This window comes from Frigidibacter sp. MR17.14, from assembly GCF_037095735.1.
GTDB lineage: Bacteria > Pseudomonadota > Alphaproteobacteria > Rhodobacterales > Rhodobacteraceae > Frigidibacter.
On the sequence record NZ_JBAWKD010000007.1, the window covers coordinates 98090 to 117962 of the forward strand.

A 19873-nucleotide genomic window follows, 5' to 3' on the forward strand; every position below is an offset into this window, starting at 1 on the left:
TCTTTTGTTGCAAAGACAACCGTTCCGGCGGCCCGGTCAGTCGAAGGCGCCGGGATGCAGCTCTTCCCAGAAGGTGCGGATCGCCTCGGCGTTCAGCGCGCTCATCCAGCCGTGCCGCTCGAAATCGTCGCGCGCAGCCCCCGACAGCCGGCTGAGGACCATCCGCCGGTCGGCATCGCGCTGGGTGGGCGAGCGGGCGGCGACCAGCGCCTGCAGACGTTTCAGCCGCTCGGCCCGGTCGGACAGCGGCGCCCCCTCCCCTGCCCCGGTCGTCGCCGCCGCCGTTCCGAAATCGCCCTTCAGCGCCGCCGAGAGATAGCGCACCGGATTGCGCACCCCGTCCTGCGCATCGACATAGTCGAGCTTCGCGCCCAGCGTCCCCTCGCCATGTTCGGCGATCCACTGCCGCGCCAGCCGGTCCGAGGCGCCAAGCTTCACCAGCCGCGCATAGATCTCGGACTTCCGCACCCCCTCGCCATCGTCGAGGTCGAGGATCGCCAGCTGCGGGTTCTCTTCGATCCGGAAGCGGATGTCGGTGACGGTGCGGCCCATCTTCCGGGTCTCGGGCGTGACGATGATGTTCGACGAGCGGTTCACCTCTTCGACCGCCGGCTTGATGATCTTGGCGTTCAGCTGCTTGAACACCTCGTAATAGGCACTGTCGCTGACCCCCATCAGCCGCCGGAAGGTGTCGAGCGACCACCACCCGGTCGAGCCGGTGCGCACGAAGCGGTAGCAGTTCTCATAGAGCGCCAGCGCGTGACCGGAGGTGAAGCGGCGCTGGATGTTGAGGTTGATCAGCGCGAAGACCTTCGGGTCGTGCAGCTTCTCCGCCAGTGCCGGGGAATAGGCGTATTCGCAGACCCCGCCCTTCAGCTTGGCATAGCTCAGAAGGCTCGACACCCCCCACTCCTGCCGGCCCTGCGCATCGAGCATGTCCCACTCGGCCACAGTCTCTGCAAGCCCGCGCAGAGACTGTTTCAGGGTCTCCATGTCGTTCGAGTTGTAGCCGATCATCAGGCAGAGCGTGCGCGCGTCGATCCGGTGCACGGCCTGGCTGACCAAGGTGTCATAGGCGTTGAGCAGCAGCACGTTCGACAGCCGCCGCTGCAGCAGCGTGAGCTTGCCCGAGACATGGATCGCCGCGACATGCTTCTTCACCGCCCCCCGGCGCAGCGCGCCCGTCAGCTTCTCGCGCGGAATGTCCTCGTCCACCTGTCGCCCCTCTGCCCGCTTCTGGCCGCGCCCGCTTCGCGCGGGCGTCGTTGCGGACAGTCTAGCGGTTCAGGTACCTGCGGGCAACGCATGGGTCGGGCACCTGCAAAGGAACCCGTTTACAGGAGGCCCCACACCGACGAGGCTGCGACAGGGACCCGTTTCCGGGATGACCCCGGCGCGCTGCGGATCTGCGCGCTGCGCAAAAGGCCCTATTCCGGCCCAATCGGGGTCGTCTCCCGCGAATCGGGGCCCGATATCCCGGAATCGGGCACCCTTCCCCCTGCCGCCGGGCGCCCCTGATCCTGCATCCGGGCACCTATCTGCCGCTAAGCCTCTGAGATGGAGCGATTCCGTGCTGGCAAAGACTCTATACTCGATAAAGAAAGCAAAGCAGCGCCGGCCGGTTTTGTCACGAAACCTTGGATTTCAGGGGCCTGGACGGATCCGTGATTCCCAATGCGCGGCGGATGTGCGAGAAAAACGCGAATATCGGAAAGATCCGCGCACATCCCAATGCGCGAGGCAGGAGCGAGCATGAACAAGGCCGACCTTCCCCCCTATTTCGGCATCGATCCGGCCGAGGCCGCGAAGCAGCTGACCCAACCTATCGACACCCAGCGATTCGCCAAGGCCGCGGCCTTTGCGACCCGCGGCCGCGATGACCTCGCCCGCCGCGGCTATGCGCCCGACGGGCAGAAGCGGCTGCGGAAGTTCTCGACCTGGGAGGTCACCAAGTACCTGATCCCCGTCGCGCCCGCCCACCTGCGTCGGGTGCTGAAGTCGAACCCCGATCTGCCGCAGGGCTCGGGCGAAGGCGGCGCGAAATGGTTCACCCTCGAAGAGGTGATGGTGCTGCGTGACCATTTCGCGACCGAGGGCGCGGGCTGGCGCGAGTACAAGGCCTGGCGGCCCGAGGGGCTGCCGGCCAAGGTCGTGGCGGTCGCGAACTTCAAGGGCGGCGTGGGCAAGACCTCGACCTGCGCGCATCTGGCGATGTCGGCGGCACTCGACGGCTACCGGGTGCTGGTGATCGACCTGGATTCCCAAGGCTCGATGACCTCGATCATGGGCGGGCAGGTGGCCGACGAATGGCAGACCGCCTTCCCGATGCTCGCCCGCGATTTCGCCCTGCACCTGACCCGCGAGAACGCGGTGCGCGCCGCCGCCGGCCAGCCCGAACTCCCGCTTGACGAAACGTTAACCGAGGCGCTGCAGGTTTCGCCGCGAAACCTCATCCAGAAGACCCACTGGCCGAACATCGACCTGATCGGCGCGCAGCTGAACCTTTATTGGGCCGAGTTCCAGGTGCCGGTCTGGCGGATGCAGATGCGCAGCTGGGCGCTGTGGGACTCTTTGGGCAATGCGCTGACGGAGGGCGGGATCCTTGACGACTACGACATCGTGCTGCTCGATACGCCGCCGGCGCTTGGTTATCTCACCATCAACGCGCTGGCGGCGGCCGACATCCTGCTGGTGCCGCTGGGCGCGTCCTTCCTCGAATTCGATTCAACGGGGCGGTTCTTCGACATGATCTACTCGACCTTCGCCTCGATCGAGGAAGGCGAGAACCGGGCGCGGCGCGACGCCGGCCTGCCCGAGATCGGCTTCCAATGGGACGCGGTGCGGGCCCTGATCACCCGCTTCGACCCGGCGCAGCAGACCGACCTCGCCAATGTCGTCCAGGCCTATTTCGGCGACTTCATGACCACCTTCCGCCAGGAGGTCACCGCGATGGTCGGCCAGGCCGGCGAGCAGGTCTCGGGCATCTACGAGACGGACTACCGCAACTTCAACCGCGACACCTATGTCCGCGGGCGCGAGACCTTCGACCGCACCTGGGCCGAGGTGAAGGAGGTGATCCTTGGCACCTGGTGGCGCGACATGAAACTGGCCGAGAAGGAGGGCTGACCCCATGGCGAAACGACCCCGGCTGGAAGCCCCCAGCGCCGACGACCTTGCCCGGCTCGAAGACGAGTTTCGCCGCGAAACCTCGCCGCGCAATCCGCTGGCGGCCCCGATCGCGCAGGTCGCGGCGGACAGTGCCGCCCAGCACGATCCCCGCGGCGCCGAGGCCCGCGCCGAGATCGCCCGCGACCGCGCCGATGCCGAACGCCTGCGCGGAGCCGAGGCGGCCGGGCTCGTCATGATCGAGATCCCGCTGGAAGAGATCGACGCCGATGCCATCGTCCGCGACCGCATGGCGCTGGACGAGGCCGAGATGACCGAACTGCAGCTCTCGATCTCGGAAAAGGGCCTGCGCCTGCCGATCGAGGTCTTCGAGTTCCGCGACGGCCAGTCGGGGCCGCGCTACGGGCTGATCTCGGGTTACCGCCGCCTGCGCGCCTTCCATGCGCTGCGCGGCCTGTCGCGCAACCCGCGCTATGACCGGATCAAGGCACTGGTCCGCGACCCCGAGGCGATGGGCGGCACCTTCGTCGCCATGGTCGAAGAGAACGAGGTCCGCGCCAACCTCTCGCAATACGAGCGCGGGCGCATCGCGGTGCTCGCCGCCCACCAGGGCGCCTTCGCCAATGTCGAGGCGGCGGTCGACGCGCTGTTCTCGGTCGCGTCGAAGGCCAAGCGCTCGAAGATCCGCTCCTTCGCGGTGATCTTCGAGGAACTCGGCGACATGCTGTCCTACCCCGAGGCGCTGCGCGAGAAGGACGGGCTGCGGATCGCCACCGCGCTCCGCGAGGGTCACGGGCCCGCGCTGCGCGAGGCGCTGGCCGACCTGACGCTCGACACCGCGACCGAAGAGCTTGCCGCCATCGACGAGGCGCTGACGCTGCTCGCCCCGCCCGAGCGCGACCCCGCCCGCGGCGGCCGCCCCAAGGCCCCGTCGCAGCCGCGCCCGACCCGCAGCCGCAGCGCCACGCTGCCCACCGGCTTCACCCTGCACTCGGGCTGCGATGCCAAGGGCTGGTACATCCGCTTCGAAGGCGATCGGGTCAGCGGCGAGCTGGTCGAGACCGCGATGCGCGAGCTGGAGCACCTGCTCGGCCCCGCCTGACCCCACCGCACCGAGGTTTCGCCGCGAAACCTCAGGCGACGCTGCGCTTGCCCCGGATCGCGGTGCGGTAATTCGCGGCCAGGTCGTTGAACCGGTCGCCCTGCACCGCGATATGGGCGCGCATCACCTTCGTCACCCAGGCCTCGTCGCCCGCCACCAGCGCCTCGAAGATCGCCCGGTGCTGGCGCAGGCTTTCGTCCATCCGGCCCCGCACCCGCAGCTGCAGTCGCCGGAACGGCTTCAGCCGACGGTGCAGCCGCTCGGCCTCGCCGGTCAGAAAGCGGTTGCCGCCGGCCGCGTAGATCCGGTGGTGGAAGGCGTGGTTGGCGCGGTAATAGCCTTCGGTGTCGCGCCGGGCCGCCGCGGCTTCGCAGTCCAGCAGCGCCCGCTCGATCGCCACCTGGTCCTCGGCGGTCATCCGCCGCGCGGCATAGCGACCGCAGAGCGCCTCGATCTCGGCCATGACGTCGAACATCTCGACCACGTCCTCCAGCGTCGGGAAGCGCACGAAGGCGCCGCGGCGGTGGCGCAGCTCGACCAGGCCAGAGGCGGCCAGCGCCTGGAAGGCCTCGCGCAGCGGCGTGCGCGAGACGCCGAACTGCTCGGCCAGGCTCACCTCGTCGAGCCTCGCGCCATCGGCGAAATGCCCCTCGACGATCATTTCCTCCAGCGCCTCGCGGATCTGGTCGGTGCGCCGGTCGAGCCCCCCGGCCGCGGCCTCCTGCGCGGTCTCGTGATCGTCTCCCAGGTCCCCGGTCATCGCCTGCATCCCCGAAATGGCATTCTTGCATACAATAGCGTTGACTCGTGATGCATTCAACGCCAGCCTTGCCGACATTGTTCGATACGAACACCTTTGGGAGGAGGTCTTCGATGAAACTTGCCAAGCTGGCGGCCCGCGCCGTCCCCCGCGCGATGCCCCGCGCCGTGCTGCCCTTCCTTGCCCTGTCCGCGCTCGCCGCGACCGTGACAGTGACCGGGGCAGGGGCCGAGGAACTGCGCCTGTCGCATCAGTTCGCCCCCGGAGACCTGCGCCACAAGGTCGCCCAGATGGTCGCCGACGACGTGGCCGCGGCCGATGTCGACCTGACGATCAAGATTTTCCCCTCGGCCTCGCTCTTCAAGGCGACCGAGCAGTACCTGCCGCTGACCCGCGGCCAGCTCGACATGACCGTGCTGCCTCTCAGCTATGCCGGCGGCCAGCACCCGGAATACAACCTCACGCTGATGCCGGGCCTGATCAAGAGCCACGACCATGCCGCGCGGATGAACGCCTCGCCCTTCATGGGCGAGATCGAGACGATCCTGAACGACGATGACGTGATGACCCTCGTGCACGGCTATCTGGCGGGCGGCTTCGCCTCGACCGGCGCCTGCATCACCAAGCCTGAGGACGTGAAGGGCCTGACCGTGCGCGCCGCCGGCAAGGGCTTCGAAGAGATGCTGCAGGCCGCAGGCGCCTCGATCTCGTCGATGCCCTCGTCCGAGACCTACAACGCCATGCAGCAGAACGTCCTGCAGGCGCTGAACACCTCGTCCTCGTCCTTCGTCAGCTACCGGCTGCAGGAACAGTCGAAATGCTACACGCCCGCGGGCGAGATCGCGCTGTGGTTCATGTATCAGCCGCTGCTGATCAACAAGACCACCTTCGACGGGCTAGAACCCGCCCAGCAAGAGGCGCTGAAGACCGCCGCCGCCAAGGCCGAGGCCTATTACCTCGAAGAGGCGAAGAAAGAGGACGACGCCTCGAAGAAGGTGTTCGAGGACGCGGGCGTGCAGATCGCGGCGATGACCCAGGCCGATTTCGACGCCTGGAAGGCGCTGGCGCAGGAAAGCTCCTATGCGCATTTCGTGAAGGATGTGCCCGACGGGCAGAAGCTTCTCGACATGGCGCTGTCGGTCGAGTGACCGCCGCCTGATGCCGCAGGCGCCGGGGCAGGGGGCTTGCCCCACCCGGCGCCCACCCCGAGGCTCTCCGGAGTTCCCCAGATGTCCGTCCCCCTCACCGCCGCGCCGGCCCGCTCGGGCGGCAACGCCTTCATCCGGGCCGTGCACGCGATCTCGACCCTCTGCGGCTGGATCGCCGCCGGCTTCACCGTCGCGGCGCTGCTGGTCACCTGCCACATGATCTTCGTGCGCGCCGTCCTGAAGCAGTCGACGATCTGGCAGACCGAGGCGGTGATCTACCTGATGATCGCCGCGACCACGATCGGCCTGCCTTACGTCCAGCGCCTGCGCGGCCATGTGAACGTCGACCTGCTGCCCCATGCCCTGCCGATCGGCGCCCGCCGGGTGCTGGCGCTGGTGACGCTGGCCGCGACCATCGCCGTCACCGCCGTCATCGCCTGGTATTCCTATGACGTCTGGCACCAGGCCTTCCAGCGCAACTGGAAAAGCTCGACCGTCTGGGCGCCGCCGCTCTGGATCCCCTACCTCGCGCTGCCGCTCGGCTTCGTGCTGTTCCTGCTGCAACTGCTGGCCGACCTGATCGGCCTGATCACCGGGGCCGAGCCGCCCTTCGGCATCAAGGACACCTGATGGACCCGCTGCTTCTTGGCCTTCTGGTGGCGCTGGCCACCATCGTGGTGCTGTTCTCCGGCGTTTCGGTCGCCGTGGGCCTCTTGATCGTCGCCGCCGGCTTCCTGCTGGCCTTCGACGGTCCCCGCTCGCTCGAGATGCTGCCGGAGATCTTCTTCGCCGACCTCAACAGCTTCACCATCCTGTCGATCCCGATGTTCATCATCATGGGCGCGGCCATCGCCTCGACCCGCGCCGGGGCCGACCTCTTCGAGGCGCTGGAGCGCTGGCTGACCCGGGTGCCGGGCGGGCTGGTGGTCTCGAACCTCGGGGCCTGCGCGCTCTTCGCCGCGATGTCGGGCTCCAGCCCCGCGACCTGCGCGGCGATCGGCAAGATGGGCATCCCCGAGATGCAGAAGCGCGGCTATCCCGACGGGGTCGCCGCCGGCGCCATCGCCGCGGGCGGCACGCTGGGGATCCTGATCCCGCCCTCGGTCACGATGATCGTCTACGGCATCGCCACCGAAACCTCGATCGGGCGGCTGTTCCTGGCCGGGATCGTGCCCGGCATCCTGCTGATGCTTCTGTTCATGGCCTGGGCGATCTATGCCACCTGGGCCTCGGGCAACACCGCGGTGCTTTCGCCGCGCCACTACTCGATCCGCGAGCGGTTCGAGATCCTGCCCCGCGTCGTGCCCTTCCTGCTGGTGATCGCGGGGGTGCTCTACGCGATGTACGGCGGCGTCGCCACGACCTCGGAAACCGCGGCGGTGGGGGCGGTGCTGTGCCTTGGCATGGCGGTGGTGATCTACCGGCTGTGGCGCCCCGGCGCGATCTGGGGGGTGCTGCGCGATTCGACCCGCGAAAGCGTGATGATCCTGTTCATCATGGCGGCGGCGGGGGTGTTTTCCTACATGATGTCCTCGCTCTTCATCACCCAGTCGGTCGCGCAGTGGATCGCGGCGCTGGACGTGAACCGCTGGGTGCTGATGGCGGTGATCAACGTCTTCCTGCTGGTCGCGGGCTTCTTCCTGCCCCCGGTGGCGGTGATCCTGATGACCGCGCCGATCCTCTTGCCGATCCTGCAGGCGGCGCAGTTCGACCCCTACTGGTTCGCGGTGATCCTGACGATCAACATGGAGGTCGGGCTGATCACGCCGCCGGTCGGTCTCAACCTCTTCGTGATCAATTCCATCTCTCCTGACATCAAGCTGAAGACGATCCTGTGGGGATCGGCGCCGTTCGTCGCCTGCATGTTCCTGGCCATCGTGATACTCTGTTTCGTGCCCGGACTCGCGACCTGGCTTCCCGACCTGGTCATGGGGCCGGCATGACGCACCCTCCCTCCCCAGCGCAAAGGTGACGACATGAGCCGGATGGCCTTTTTCGCAGACCTGATGGGCACGCTGTTCGAGCGGCGCCCGGCCCGGGCGCTTCTGCCCAGCCGGGTCCCGATCGAGACCCTGTGCAGCCAGCTTCTCTCTGCCCGGGGCGAGGTCTCGGGGATGAAGCTGTCGCGCGACATCCTCTCGCATTACCGCGCGATGACGCCAGAGGAGAGGCTGGCCTTCTTCGCCCATCTCGCCCGCGCCCTCGACCCCGACGTGACCCGGGTGATCGAGGCCGCGACCCGCTACCGCGAGACAGCCGATCCCGCCGCGCTGGCCGAGATGCTGGCGCAGGCAGAGCCGCCCCGGCAAGAACTGCTGCGCCGCCTGAACCAGGCCCCCGGCGCGACCGAGGAACTGGTGCGGATGCGGCTCGACCTGCTGAAGCTTCTGCCCGGCGCGCCGGAGCTGGCGGTGATCGATACCGATTTCCAGCATCTCTTCGCCAGCTGGTTCAACCGCGGCTTCCTGGTGCTGCGCCACATCGACTGGCGGACGCCCGCCAACATCCTGGAAAAGATCATCCAGTACGAGGCCGTCCATGCCATCGGCTCCTGGGACGACCTGCAGCGCCGCCTGCGCCCCGCCGACCGGCGCTGCTTCGCCTTCTTCCACCCCTCGATGCCGGAAGAGCCGCTGATCTTCGTCGAGGTGGCGCTAACCAAGGGCATCCCCGGCTCGGTGCAGGCGCTGCTGGCCGAGGGCCGCGCGCCGCTGGCCGAGGCCGAGTGCGACACCGCCGTCTTCTACTCGATCTCGAACTGCCAGGAGGGTCTGCGCGGCATCTCGTTCGGCAACTCGCTGATCAAGCAGGTGGTCGAGGAGCTGCACCGCGACCTGCCCGGCCTGCAGACCTTCGTGACCCTCTCGCCGGTCCCGGGCCTCGCGCGCTGGCTCGGCTCGGTCGCGGCCGAGCGGCCCGAGGCGAAGGCGCTGCTCGACCTCGCGGCCTCGGGCGCCGCCTCGGCGCTGGAGCCCGACCACCCGGTGCTGCGCCGTCTGACGGCGGAATACCTGCTGAAGGCCAAGCGCCGCGACGGCCTGCCCGCCGACCCGGTGGCGCGGTTCCACCTTGGCAATGGCGCGCTGCTGCATGACATCCATGCCGGGGCCGATGTCAGCCCGAACGGGCTGAAACAGTCCTGCGGGGCGATGGTGAACTACCTCTACGACCTTGCCGAGGTTGAACGGAACAACGAGCGCTTCGTGACGGCGAAGGCCGTCGCGGCGTCGAAACAGGTGCAGGCGCTGCTGCCCGACCCCCCGAAGCCGGGGACGAAGGCCGGCCAGAAGACAGGACGCAAGACATGACCAACCCGCTTTACGACGCGATCGCCGCCCCCCTTGCCGCCCGGACCTCGGCGGTGCTGACCGATGCCGCGGGCGAGACGCTCTCGGGTGCGAAGCTGCATGCGATGGCGATGTCGCTGGCCTCGGCGCTGGCGGGGCTGGGGCTGAAGCCCGGCGACCGGATGGCGGTGCAGATCGAGAAGAGCCCGCGGGCGCTGGCGCTCTACCTCGCCGCGGTGGCGGCGGGCGTCGTGTTCCTGCCGCTGAACACCGCCTATACCGCCGACGAGGTCGACTATTTCGTCGGCAATGCCCGCGCGGCGCTGCTGGTCGGCGACCCGGCCAGGGCCGACAGCCTGCGCGCGGTCGCCGCCCGCCACGGCGCGCTCTTCGAAACCCTCGACGGGGCAGGGGAGGGCAGCCTTGTCGAGCTTGCCCGCCTGTCGGGCCCGGGCTTCCAGCCGGTGGCGCGCGCGGGTTCGGACCTTGCGGCGATCCTCTACACCTCGGGCACGACCGGCCGCTCGAAGGGGGCGATGCTGACGCAGGACAACCTCCTGTCGAATGCCGAGGTGCTGGTGAAGGAATGGCGCTTCACCGACCGCGACGTGCTGCTGCACGCGCTGCCGATCTTCCACACCCACGGGCTTTTCGTCGCCTCGAACGTGGTGCTGCTGTCGGGGGGCGCGATGATCTTCCTGCCGGGCTTCAAGGCCGAGCAGGCGATCGTCTGGCTGCCGAAGGCCACCACGATGATGGGCGTGCCCACCTTCTACACGAGGCTTCTGGACGATCCCCGCTTCGACCGGGACCTCGTCGCGCATATGCGGCTCTTCACCTCCGGCTCCGCCCCGCTTCTGGCGGAAACGCATGTCCAGTTCGAGAACCGCACCGGCCACCGGATCCTCGAGCGCTACGGCATGACCGAGACCAACATGAACACCTCGAACCCCTATGACGGCGAGCGCCGCGCCGGCACCGTGGGCTTCCCGCTGCCGGGGGTCGAGCTGAAGATCACCGATCCGCAGACCGGCGCGACCCTGCCGGAGGGAGAGCCCGGCATGATCGAGGTCCGCGGCCCCAATGTCTTCGCCGGCTACTGGGAGATGCCGGAAAAGACCCGCGAGGAGCTGCGCGCGGACGGCTTCTTCCTCACCGGCGACATCGGGGTGGTCGATGCCGATGGCTACGTCTCGATCGTCGGGCGGCAGAAGGACCTGATCATCACCGGCGGCTACAACGTCTATCCCAAGGAAATCGAGCTGGTGCTGGACGAGCAGCCGGGCGTGCTGGAAAGCGCAGTGATCGGCGTGCCGCATCCCGATTTCGGCGAGGCGGTGGTGGCGGTGATCGTGCCCCTGCCGGGCCAATCGCCCACGCCCGAGGCGCTGCGCGCCGCGATGGCCGCGAGCCTCGCGAAGTTCAAGCAGCCCAAGCATATCGAACTGCTGTCCGAGCTGCCGCGCAACACGATGGGCAAGGTGCAGAAGAACCTGCTGCGCAAGGACTTCGCCACCCTCTTCGCCCCCGCCTCGGCCTGAGGCGCCCCCGCGCCCCCCTCGACTGTGCCCGGATATCCCGGGGGGCCCGCAGGGGCGGGGGCAGGGCCCCCTCTTGCCCCTTTTCGCATTGGCCCAAATATCCCGGGGGCGAGGGGGCAGCGCCCCCTCTCTCCGCCCCCTTTGCGCTGCCCGGCCGGCCGACGGTTGCCTTTCGCCCCCCGCGCCCCCATCTAGCGGCTCACCCCCGGCAACCGCCGGGGGGTGAGATTGCCAAGGGCGGGCCCGCGGGCTAGACAGGCGCGCCCCGAGCCCCACGGATTCCTGAATGGCCGTCAAAGACACCTTCATCGGCAAGAGCCTCGACAAGTCGCTGCTGTGGCGGCTGCTGCGCGAGGGGATGGGCGGGCTGCTCCATCTCTACATTCCCGCGATCATCTCGATGTTCGTGGTCGGCGCCTCGTCGGCGATGACCGCGTTCTCGATGGAGATGATCGTCAACGCCATGACCGGCGCCAGCCGCAGCTATGTGCTGGGCGTGGGCGCGCTGGTGCTGGGGGTCTTCGTGGTCAAGGGCGTGTCGATGTACGTCCAGATGGTCACGCTGGCGCGGGCCGGCAACCGCATCGTCGCCAGCCAGCAGATGCGGCTCTACCGCAAGCTGCTGGCGCAGGGGATCGCCTTCTACAACACGCACGAGACCTCGGACCTGCTTACCCGGATCTCGAACGGGGCGAATGCCGCGCGCACCGTGATCAACACGATCGTCACCAGCTTCGCCCGCGACCTGATCACCCTGATCGGCCTGCTGGTCGTGATGTTCTACCAGCAGCCGCAGCTGTCGCTGTTCAGCCTGATCATGGTGCCCGCGATCTTCTTCGGCCTGCGCGTCTTGCTGGTGAAGGTGCGCGACATCATGCACAAGGAATACTCGTCGCTGGCCGAGATCATCAAGGTGATCCAGGAGACCTCGATGGGGATCCGGGTGATCAAGATCTTCGGTCTCGAGGACCGGCTCGAGGCGCGGATGCAGCGCGCGGTGAACGCGGTCGAGAAGCGCTCGAACGCGATCAACCGGCTCGAGGCGATCACCATGCCGCTGATGGAGATCGTCACCGGGCTGATCATCTCGGCGGTCGTGGTGATCTCGGGCACCCGGATGCTGGGCGGGGCCACCGCCTCTCCGGGGCAGCTGATGAGCTTCGTGACCGCGCTGATCATGGCCTACGAGCCCGCCAAGCGGCTGAGCCGGATGCGGGTCTCGATCGAATCGAGCATGATCGGCGTGAAGATGCTGTTCCAGCTGATCGACGCCCCGATCACCATGGTCGACCGCGACACCGCCCGGCCGATCACGGTCCGGGACGGCGCGATCGAGCTGGAGAACGTCAGCTTCCACTACAAGTCCGGCACGCCGACGCTGAACGACCTGTCGATCTCGATCCCGGCGCGCAACACCATCGCGCTGGTCGGCGCCTCGGGGGGCGGCAAGTCTACGATCATGAACCTGCTGATGCGCTTCTACGACGTGACGGGCGGCGCGATCCGCATCGACGGCACCGACGTGCGCGACGCGACGCTGGAGAGCCTGCGCGGCGCCATCTCCTATGTCGGGCAGGAGACCTTCCTGTTCTCGAACTCGATCCTCGAGAACATCCGCGCCAGCCGGCCTCAGTCCAGCGACGACGAGGTGATCGCCGCGGCCAAGGTCGCGCATGCCCATGACTTCATCTCGGAGATGCCGCAGGGCTACCAGACCCCGGTCGGCGAGAACGGCCAGTTCCTGTCGGGCGGTCAGCGCCAGCGGCTGTCGATCGCGCGCGCGGTGCTGAAGGGCGCGCCGATCCTGCTTCTGGACGAGGCGACCTCGGCGCTGGACGCGACCTCGGAGCGGCTGATCAAGGAGGCGCTGGCCGAGATCACCCGCGACGTGACCACGGTGATCATCGCGCACCGGCTGTCGACGGTGATGCAGGCCGACCGGATCTTCGTGCTCGAGGCCGGGCGGGTCGTCCAGCAGGGCGCGCCGTCCGATCTGGTCGAGGCACCCGGCGCCTTCCGCGACCTCTACCTGCAGCAGTTTGCGGCCCCGGGAGGGCCCGACCGGGACAGCGAGCCCGCGGCTGCGGCGGCGGCAGAAGGGGCGGCGCCGGCAGACTGGACACGGCTGGCCGGTCACGGCTAGCCGAGGCGCTGCGCGGAGGCACGCGAAGATCGGGATGGATGTGCACTGCAAGTGCTGGTAGTCGACCACCCGGAGACGCAGTTGCGTCCCAAGGTTGCAGGATCGTGTCATGGGGATGTTGAAGTCGATCGCCAAGCGTTTCTCGCTGTCGAGAAACTTTGCGCCCCGCGAAGCCTTGCTGGTCATCTTCGGAACGCGTGACAAGCGGCGCAGCGTGACGCTGGGCGAGTCCTGGGGACGGCTCACGGCCGACCAGACCGCTCGCAGCCTGCTCTTCCGGCTTCGCTACCGTCGTCTGGCCCGCAGACTGCGAGACCGCTGCGGCCCGGACATGCGCCGCTGCTACCGGCTGGTGGCCATCGCGCGCGACCTCGTCGAGGCCGACTGGTATGCCGAGCGTCACAAGTTGCCCCGTCCGGCAGAATCCTTGGAACATTTCCTGACGGAAGGTCTGTCGCAGCGCTTGGCGCCGGCCCGGCCCTATGCCTCCTCGGGCCGTCTCACGCTGCAGCCTTGGGCGATGGCCTTCCTGCAGAGCCTCGACTTTCCGATTGGAGCGCTGTGCCGGGTCGCGACCGAGCCGCCGCTGACGGTGCCGCCGTTGAGCGACCTGTGCATCCGCAACACGATGGGCCGGCGCGTCGCGGTGGTCACCGCGATCTTCGGCCGCGACGCATCGGCGGTGCCGCCGCTCGCCGGCTTTGCCGACACGGCCGACCACTACCTGATCACCGATCACGTCGGGCCCGTAGCCGGGCCCTGGCGACGTGTCGAGGCGAATTTCTTCCATCACGACCCGCGCCGCCGGGCTGCCTACTACAAGTGCCACCTGCCGACGTTCTTCGGCGATTACGACTGGATCGTCTGGACAGACGGCATCCTTGGCCTGCGCGAACCGGACGGGGTCGATCTCGCCCTGAGCGGCAGCGTCGACTTCGTCGTCGCACAGGACGCCGCGGGCAACAGTCTGCGCGACGAGTTCCTGGCCTGCGTGATCGAGCGGCGCGAACCCTCGTTCACGCTGGCGCGGCATCTCGCGACGATCGGCGGGTCGCCCGATTTCCAGACGGCCGAAAGCTACGACACCGGCTTTCTGGCCTTGCGGCCGGGTGCAGCCGAGGTTCAGGCCCTGTCGTCGGCCTGGTGGCAGCTCGTGGCCAATGGCGTCGCGAACGACGCCCTTTCGCTGCCGCTTGCACTCGCACGCACGCCACGGCTGCGCTGGCGGGCGCTCGCTTCGCCGGCTGCACCGGATTCGCCGCTGAGGTTTCAGGGGCGCGCGGGGGGGAAATACTGCCGATGAGCCGTCTGCGCGCGGATGTGGTGATTTGCGTCCACAACAGTCCCGAAGACGTGCGGCGATGCCTGGCCTCGGTCCTGGCGACGCTGGGACCGGCGGACCGGATGATCGTGGTCGACGACGGTTCCGAGCCCGAGACGCAGGAGATCTGCGTCGCGGCTCGGGACCGCGATTCCGCCCGTGTGGTTCTGATCCGCCGCGAGACGGGCAGCGGCTTCACACGGGCGGCCAATGCCGGTCTTGCGCTGCGGCGCGCCGCAATGGTGGTGCTTCTGAACAGCGATACTGTCGTCCTGCCCGGCTGGCTGGACCGGCTGGCAGGCTGCTTCGCGCGCCATCCGCGCATCGGCATCGTCGGGCCTCTCTCCAACGCGGGGGGATGGCAGTCGATCCCGGGGTTCGGGTCGGAAGGATCGCCGCCCAGCAATCGCATCCCCAGCGATGACAGGACACTGGAACAGATCCAGCGGCTTTGCGTGACGCTCGCCGATCAGCTCGAGCCGCCGATCATCGAGCAGGTGAACGGCTTCTGCCTGGCGATCCGGGCCGAAGTCCTGGACAGCATCGGGCTGCTCGATGACGTCAATTTCCCGATGGGCTATGGCGAGGAGGTCGACTTCAACCTCAGGGCACAGGATGCCGGGTTCCTCTGCGCCGTCGCGATCGACTGCTTCGTCTACCATGACAAGACCAAGAGCTATTCGCACAAGAGACGTGCGGCGCTGATCCAGAAGGGCCGCGCTGCCGTGGATCGGCTGCACGGCCGCCAGCGGGTGCGTGCCGCGCTCGAGAACTCGCGCAGCCACCCGACCCTGACCCGCATCCGGCACGAGGCGAAGGCGGTCTTCATCCGCAACGGCTGGCTGCTGCCAGAGGAATAGGCGGGTCCGGACCTAGACGTCCGGACCATAGACCTCGCGCAGCAGGTCGAGCACCTCGCGTCCGATCCAGGCGTCCGACGACCGCTCGCCGACATTCCGCATGATCTCTTGCGCATAGCGCCAGTCGGCCGTGCCGAAGGTCTCGATCAGCTTGAAGCAGACCTCCTGCAGCGACCGGGGATCCGCCCCGCGTTCGGCGAAGTAGGGGTAATCCTCGCCGAGATAGTGCAGGTTGTCGCCTTCGTCCTTGTCGCAGACGATGACCGCACCGGACCGCGCGGCGTTGAAGGCCTTCGTGAAGGGCTTCTGGCCGTCGATGCCGCGGCGCCGACGGACTGCGTAATGGGCATTGTAATGGGTCAGTTGGTCGAGCCAAGCGTCGTTGACATTCTTGGTGTCGACGGCGTGGACATCGATGAGCCCTTCATGGTGCTCGGGAAGGGCCGTATTTGCCAGCTCGCCGAAATAACCGATCCGCGGCCTGTCGAAATGTTCTCCAGAGGGCCGGATCCTCGGGTCGGCATGGTGCGTCACCATGTGGACGTGCCCGACCTCGCGCTGGTAGCGATAGATGCGGTAGGCCTGCAGGCTGCAGGCGATGATCCCGTCGCAGGGGATCTCGATGACCTTGCGGTGATCCATGTCGACCGGGTCCAGGAAGACGGCGTCGTTCCGCTGTCGCAGATCTGCAAGCTGCTCCGCCGGCAGGCGCTCGATGGACCGCTTGTGGACGATCACAAGCGAGTCGCGCACCGTGGCGGGATCCGCCGACACCTCGACAGAGACACTGCCGCCGATCTGCGACCGCAGGATGTCGGCCAGCTGGAAGACCCGCATCCTCGTAGAGCCGAAAGCCTTCGACGCCTCGTCGTAAAGCAGCGTGATCCGTCGATCGGACGACCGGCTGATGCGGGTCGTCGCCATCGGCTTGTGGGGCAGCTTGGCGAAGTAATGGTTGCGCCGTGAGGTGCCGAGACAGGAGGGCAGGACCTTGGGCAGCGTGTCGAGCTTTTCCGCGACGTAGGGCAGGCTCAGCTGATCGCGCTTGGTGCGCGTGGTGATTTCATGCCACCAGGCATCGGCGAAGGCGATCATGCGGGGGGTGTTGTGACGCCGCCAGATGAAGGAGGCTTCGAAGAGACCGCAGCGGAACCCCAGCCCTTCGTCCTCGTAGGCCGTGACCTGCGCGATCGGCGCCTCGAGCCCGATCTTGCCCATCCGGACCACCGCCCATGCCTCTTCCGCGATGGTGCCGCGCTCTGGGTGGCGCCACATCACGAAGTCCTCGTGCAGCAACCATTTGCGCACGAAGGCTTCGATCCGCCCCCATAGGACGGTGTTGGCATCCACGAACATCGAGGCGTCGAATTCGGAGAGGTACAGGTGGGGGCGGACCTTGTAGCGCTTGGCGGAAAGGTTCCCGTCGTCCGCAAGCGGTTCGCACTTGATGACCGTCCAGCCGGCGGGCGAGATGTCCTGATCGGTGAAACACAGGAAGCTGAGGTTCGGGTCATGGGACATGACCGGGGGAAGATCCTCGAAAGGTCCGAACAGGGTCGTGTAGATGGCGACCCGCTGCGGCAATTGCCCGAGATCCGGTCCCGACACCCGCGGCATCGCAGGATCAGGGTGCCTTTCCCAGCCATAGAGGTCCGAAACGATCTCGGGCCATTCGACCTCGTCAAGGTCGGTCCGGGCCGCAAGCGATGCCAGCTCGGCCCGAGCGGCGCGGAAGCCTTCGGACGACACCCGCGCCATCGCTGCCGCCAGCTCGGCATCCGGGTTCGGAGGTTCGGGTGGCGGCGCGGTCAGTGTGGCGACCACTGCCGGCACCTTGCGCTGGGGCGTGTTCTCGGGCACGGCCGCGAAACGCCTGGGGTCCAGCCGTTCTGCCTTCTCGCGCAGGCGGGTGGCGAGCTTTTCCGGCAGCACGCCCTCGAGGCTGGCAAGCGACTTGTAGAGGCGGCTCTTGTGCTTGCGGGTCAGCTGGGCTGTTGGGCGGCTTCGCGCGTCGGTGAGCTTGCCCCGCAGGTCCTCGACGAGCCGATCCTGCTTTTCGAGATGACGGGCGACGTTGAGATATTCCCGCAGCAGCCGGTCACGCTGCAATGTCACGTGCTCGAGCTGCTCGCTGGCCTTGAAGACGTCCTCGATGGCGTCGCCGGTCTTTTTCGTCATCTGTCCTCGCGCAGTCGCTGGCCCCTCTCGGATGCGCCGGAACAGGCGGCGGGGCGGGTCGTCGAAGGCCGAATAACAGCCTTCGCGCGCTGCGAGAAGCGTCTGTTGGACCGATCCCTGGTCCCGCCGCGATTCGGAGGCCGACAGGGGGGTCGCTTGCCAGCAACTTGAGCTGCGGATACATCAGGCAGGCAATTCAGGTTTCGGGAAGAGGGTCGACCATGGGTCTGCGGAGACAGTTTCGCAAGCTGAAGTCCTACCTCTCGAAGCGGAACGCCGGGCCGGACCGCAAGCCGCGGCGGCGGACGCTGGAGGCTTTCGCGGCAGGGAATTTCAGCTGCGATGTGATCGTGCCGGTGCACAACGCGCTTGAGGATGTGCAGCGCTGCCTTGCGTCGCTGGCAGCCCACCCGGGCCGCTTCCCGCCCCGCGTGATCGTCGTCAATGACGGTTCGGATGCCGAGACCTCGGAGTGGTTGCGCAGTTTCGTCGCGCAGGCTCCACGGTCGGGCGGAACCAGCTTCGAGCTGATCGACCATGCGCGGAACGTCGGCTATACCAAGGCTGTGAATGCCGGATTGCGCCGCGGCACCGGTGATTTTGTCGTGACCCTGAACAGCGACACGATCGTCACGGAGGGCTGGGTCGAGGGGCTTATCCGCTGCATGATCGCCGACCGGACGCGCGGGATCGTCGGGCCGCTTTCGAACGCGGCAAGCTGGCAGAACGTGCCGCGCCTTTACGCGGCCGACGGCAGCTATGCGATCAACGCACTCCCCGAGGGCATGACGGCGGATCAGATGGCGGAGCTCGTGCGCCGATCGAGCGCCCGTTGCTATCCGGAAGCTCACTTCGTCAACGGGTTCTGCTTCATGATCTCGCGCGCGGTGATCCGGAAGATCGGCATCCTGGACGAACGGACCTTCCCGCAGGGTTACGGGGAAGAGAACGACCTCTGCATCCGCGCGGCGAAGGCGGGCTTCACCCTCGCCTATGCCGACGACGTCTATGTCTTCCATGCGAAATCCAAGAGCTTCGGGTCGGAGCGGCGCAAGACGCTGTCGAAAGCGGGCAACCTTGCACTTCGGGCGAAGCACGGCGAGAAGCACTTCCTGGACCTCGTCGCCCGGTCGAAGGAGACCGCGCCGATGGACGCGGTTCGGCGCCGCGTCGAGGCGGCGCTGGTGCGGGCCGGTGCGGTCGCGGGCGTGACCGCGGCCGACTGGGCGCGATCCGCGGATGGCCTGATGGGGCAGCGCATCCTTTTCCTGCTGCCGGTCAAGGGCGGCGGCGGTGGCGCGCATTCGGTCATCCAGGAAGTGACGGCGATGCGGCGGATGGGCGTGGAGGCGAGGGTTGCCGTTCGGCAGAACGCGATCGAGCGGCTGCGCCAGCAATACAGCGACATTCCGGAAAATGCCGAGCTCTTCGTCGGCATCGACGATGACACCGTCGTCGAGATCGGCGGAGGGTTCGATATCGTCGTGGCGACGATCTTCAGTTCGGCCCGATTGCTGCGTGACATCGTGGCGGCCCACCCGCATGTCCGGCCAGCCTATTACGTTCAGGACTATGAGCCGATGTTCTTCGAGCAGGGCACCGATCGCTGGCAGGAAGCGCACGAGTCCTATGCGCTGGTGCCGAACACCCTGCTTTTCGCCAAGACGGACTGGCTCTGCCGGACGGTCTCCGAGAGCCATGGCGTTCCGGTGCATCGCGTGAAGGCGAGCATCGACCATGCGTGCTACCGCCCGGGCGTCAAGCAGAAGCGCGATGGCGGACAGTTCAACATCTCGGCGATGATCCGGCCGAACACGCCGCGCCGTGGCGCCGCCGAGACGATGGCTGCATTGGCCCGGCTGAAGTCGCGGTTCGGCGAGGCCCTGGAGATCCGGATATTCGGGTGCACGGATCAGGCGATGGCGGAGCACGGGCTGGCACGCGAGTTCGAGCTGCGCAACCTTGGCATCCTGACCCGGACGGAGGTCGCCAAGGTGCTGGGCTGGAGCGACCTGTTCATCGACATGTCGACCTATCAGGCCTTCGGGCGAACCGGCCTCGAGGCCATGGCCTGCGGGGCCGTCGCGGCGGTTCCGCGCGAGGGTGGTGCCGATGAGTACGCTGTCGATGGCGTGAACGCGATCGTGCTCGACACCAGTGATCTCGAGGCCTGCGTGTCGAAGATCACGGCGCATCTCGAGGACCCGGCGGGTCTGCGCGCGATGCAGGTCGAGGCACTGAAGACGGCGATCGGATATTCGACGCATGCGGCGGCGCTGAGCGAGCTGATGCTTTTCGGGCAGTGGGGCGCGCAGGTCCCTGAGGCGCGGATCATCCCCGGTCCGGATGCCGAGGGCGTCTCTGCGGCCAGAAGCGCGTGAGGTCTGGCGCGGAGAGATCAGTGCGA

The 19873-nt window shown here is 67.6% G+C and carries 14 protein-coding genes; 11 read left to right on the plus strand and 3 right to left on the minus strand.

Annotated features, from left to right (window positions below; all coding sequences use genetic code 11):
* Window positions 1-36: 36 nt before the first annotated feature.
* A complete protein-coding gene (locus V8J36_RS16795; protein ID WP_336468475.1) occupies window positions 37-1215 on the minus strand; it encodes a replication initiation protein in 1179 nt (392 codons plus the stop codon).
* A 537-nt stretch (window positions 1216-1752) separates the two neighbouring features.
* Here V8J36_RS16795 and V8J36_RS16800 point away from each other — a divergent pair.
* Entirely contained in the window at window positions 1753-3126 is a 1374-nt protein-coding gene (locus V8J36_RS16800; RefSeq protein ID WP_336468476.1) for an AAA family ATPase, read from the plus strand.
* 4 nt (window positions 3127-3130) lie between these two features.
* Complete coding sequence (locus V8J36_RS16805) at window positions 3131-4228, plus strand: ParB/RepB/Spo0J family partition protein (RefSeq protein WP_336468477.1); 1098 nt, start codon at window positions 3131-3133, stop codon at window positions 4226-4228.
* Window positions 4229-4259: 31 nt separating this feature from the next.
* Here V8J36_RS16805 and V8J36_RS16810 read toward each other — a convergent pair whose 3' ends face one another.
* Window positions 4260-4988 carry a GntR family transcriptional regulator gene (locus V8J36_RS16810; RefSeq protein ID WP_336468478.1) on the minus strand — a complete coding sequence of 243 codons (729 nt, stop codon included), beginning with the start codon at window positions 4986-4988 and terminating at the stop codon, window positions 4260-4262.
* A gap of 155 nt (window positions 4989-5143) precedes the next feature.
* Here V8J36_RS16810 and dctP point away from each other — a divergent pair, with 155 nt between their 5' ends.
* The 8 genes from dctP (at window position 5144) to V8J36_RS16850 (ending at window position 15288) form a co-directional block, all read left to right on the plus strand.
* Complete coding sequence (dctP, locus tag V8J36_RS16815; RefSeq protein ID WP_336468536.1) at window positions 5144-6136, plus strand: TRAP transporter substrate-binding protein DctP; 993 nt, start codon at window positions 5144-5146, stop codon at window positions 6134-6136.
* Window positions 6137-6217: 81 nt separating this feature from the next.
* Window positions 6218-6766, plus strand: a complete 549-nt coding sequence (locus V8J36_RS16820; RefSeq protein WP_336468479.1) for a TRAP transporter small permease — start codon at window positions 6218-6220, stop codon at window positions 6764-6766.
* Entirely contained in the window at window positions 6766-8079 is a 1314-nt protein-coding gene (locus V8J36_RS16825; RefSeq protein ID WP_336468480.1) for a TRAP transporter large permease, read from the plus strand. Before V8J36_RS16820 ends, V8J36_RS16825 begins: the two co-directional genes overlap by 1 nt.
* Window positions 8080-8121: 42 nt before the next feature.
* Complete coding sequence (locus tag V8J36_RS16830) at window positions 8122-9444, plus strand: malonyl-CoA decarboxylase (RefSeq protein WP_336468537.1); 1323 nt, start codon at window positions 8122-8124, stop codon at window positions 9442-9444.
* Entirely contained in the window at window positions 9441-10964 is a 1524-nt protein-coding gene (locus V8J36_RS16835; protein ID WP_336468481.1) for a malonate--CoA ligase, read from the plus strand. The genes V8J36_RS16830 and V8J36_RS16835 overlap by 4 nt, the downstream gene beginning before the upstream one ends.
* Window positions 10965-11250: 286 nt before the next feature.
* Window positions 11251-13107 carry an ABC transporter ATP-binding protein gene (locus V8J36_RS16840; RefSeq protein ID WP_336468482.1) on the plus strand — a complete coding sequence of 619 codons (1857 nt, stop codon included), beginning with the start codon at window positions 11251-11253 and terminating at the stop codon, window positions 13105-13107.
* 109 nt (window positions 13108-13216) lie between these two features.
* Window positions 13217-14410: a hypothetical protein gene (locus V8J36_RS16845; RefSeq protein WP_336468483.1), complete on the plus strand. Its 1194-nt coding sequence runs from the start codon at window positions 13217-13219 to the stop codon at window positions 14408-14410.
* On the plus strand, window positions 14407-15288 hold the full coding sequence (locus V8J36_RS16850) for a glycosyltransferase family 2 protein (protein ID WP_336468484.1): 882 nt from the start codon (window positions 14407-14409) through the stop codon (window positions 15286-15288). Before V8J36_RS16845 ends, V8J36_RS16850 begins: the two co-directional genes overlap by 4 nt.
* Window positions 15289-15300: 12 nt before the next feature.
* Here V8J36_RS16850 and V8J36_RS16855 read toward each other — a convergent pair whose 3' ends face one another.
* On the minus strand, window positions 15301-17466 hold the full coding sequence (locus V8J36_RS16855; protein ID WP_336468485.1) for a glycosyltransferase domain-containing protein: 2166 nt from the start codon (window positions 17464-17466) through the stop codon (window positions 15301-15303).
* Between the two features lie 221 nt (window positions 17467-17687).
* Here V8J36_RS16855 and V8J36_RS16860 point away from each other — a divergent pair, with 221 nt between their 5' ends.
* A complete protein-coding gene (locus tag V8J36_RS16860; RefSeq protein WP_336468486.1) occupies window positions 17688-19847 on the plus strand; it encodes a glycosyltransferase in 2160 nt (719 codons plus the stop codon).
* The last annotated feature ends 26 nt before the right edge of the window (window positions 19848-19873 follow it).

What these genes read in the sequence shown, in the direction of transcription:
- V8J36_RS16850 (WP_336468484.1), top strand. Translation starts at nt 14,407, where the DNA reads ATGAGCCGTCTGCGCGCGGATGTGGTGATTTGCGTCCACAACAGTCCC.
- V8J36_RS16810 (WP_336468478.1), bottom strand. Translation starts at nt 4,988, where the DNA reads ATGACCGGGGACCTGGGAGACGATCACGAGACCGCGCAGGAGGCCGCG.
- V8J36_RS16805 (WP_336468477.1), top strand. Translation starts at nt 3,131, where the DNA reads ATGGCGAAACGACCCCGGCTGGAAGCCCCCAGCGCCGACGACCTTGCC.
- V8J36_RS16840 (WP_336468482.1), top strand. Translation starts at nt 11,251, where the DNA reads ATGGCCGTCAAAGACACCTTCATCGGCAAGAGCCTCGACAAGTCGCTG.
- V8J36_RS16820 (WP_336468479.1), top strand. Translation starts at nt 6,218, where the DNA reads ATGTCCGTCCCCCTCACCGCCGCGCCGGCCCGCTCGGGCGGCAACGCC.
- V8J36_RS16825 (WP_336468480.1), top strand. Translation starts at nt 6,766, where the DNA reads ATGGACCCGCTGCTTCTTGGCCTTCTGGTGGCGCTGGCCACCATCGTG.
- V8J36_RS16800 (WP_336468476.1), top strand. Translation starts at nt 1,753, where the DNA reads ATGAACAAGGCCGACCTTCCCCCCTATTTCGGCATCGATCCGGCCGAG.
- V8J36_RS16855 (WP_336468485.1), bottom strand. Translation starts at nt 17,466, where the DNA reads ATGACGAAAAAGACCGGCGACGCCATCGAGGACGTCTTCAAGGCCAGC.
- V8J36_RS16860 (WP_336468486.1), top strand. Translation starts at nt 17,688, where the DNA reads ATGGGTCTGCGGAGACAGTTTCGCAAGCTGAAGTCCTACCTCTCGAAG.
- V8J36_RS16835 (WP_336468481.1), top strand. Translation starts at nt 9,441, where the DNA reads ATGACCAACCCGCTTTACGACGCGATCGCCGCCCCCCTTGCCGCCCGG.
- V8J36_RS16830 (WP_336468537.1), top strand. Translation starts at nt 8,122, where the DNA reads ATGGCCTTTTTCGCAGACCTGATGGGCACGCTGTTCGAGCGGCGCCCG.
- V8J36_RS16845 (WP_336468483.1), top strand. Translation starts at nt 13,217, where the DNA reads ATGGGGATGTTGAAGTCGATCGCCAAGCGTTTCTCGCTGTCGAGAAAC.
- dctP (WP_336468536.1), top strand. Translation starts at nt 5,144, where the DNA reads ATGCCCCGCGCCGTGCTGCCCTTCCTTGCCCTGTCCGCGCTCGCCGCG.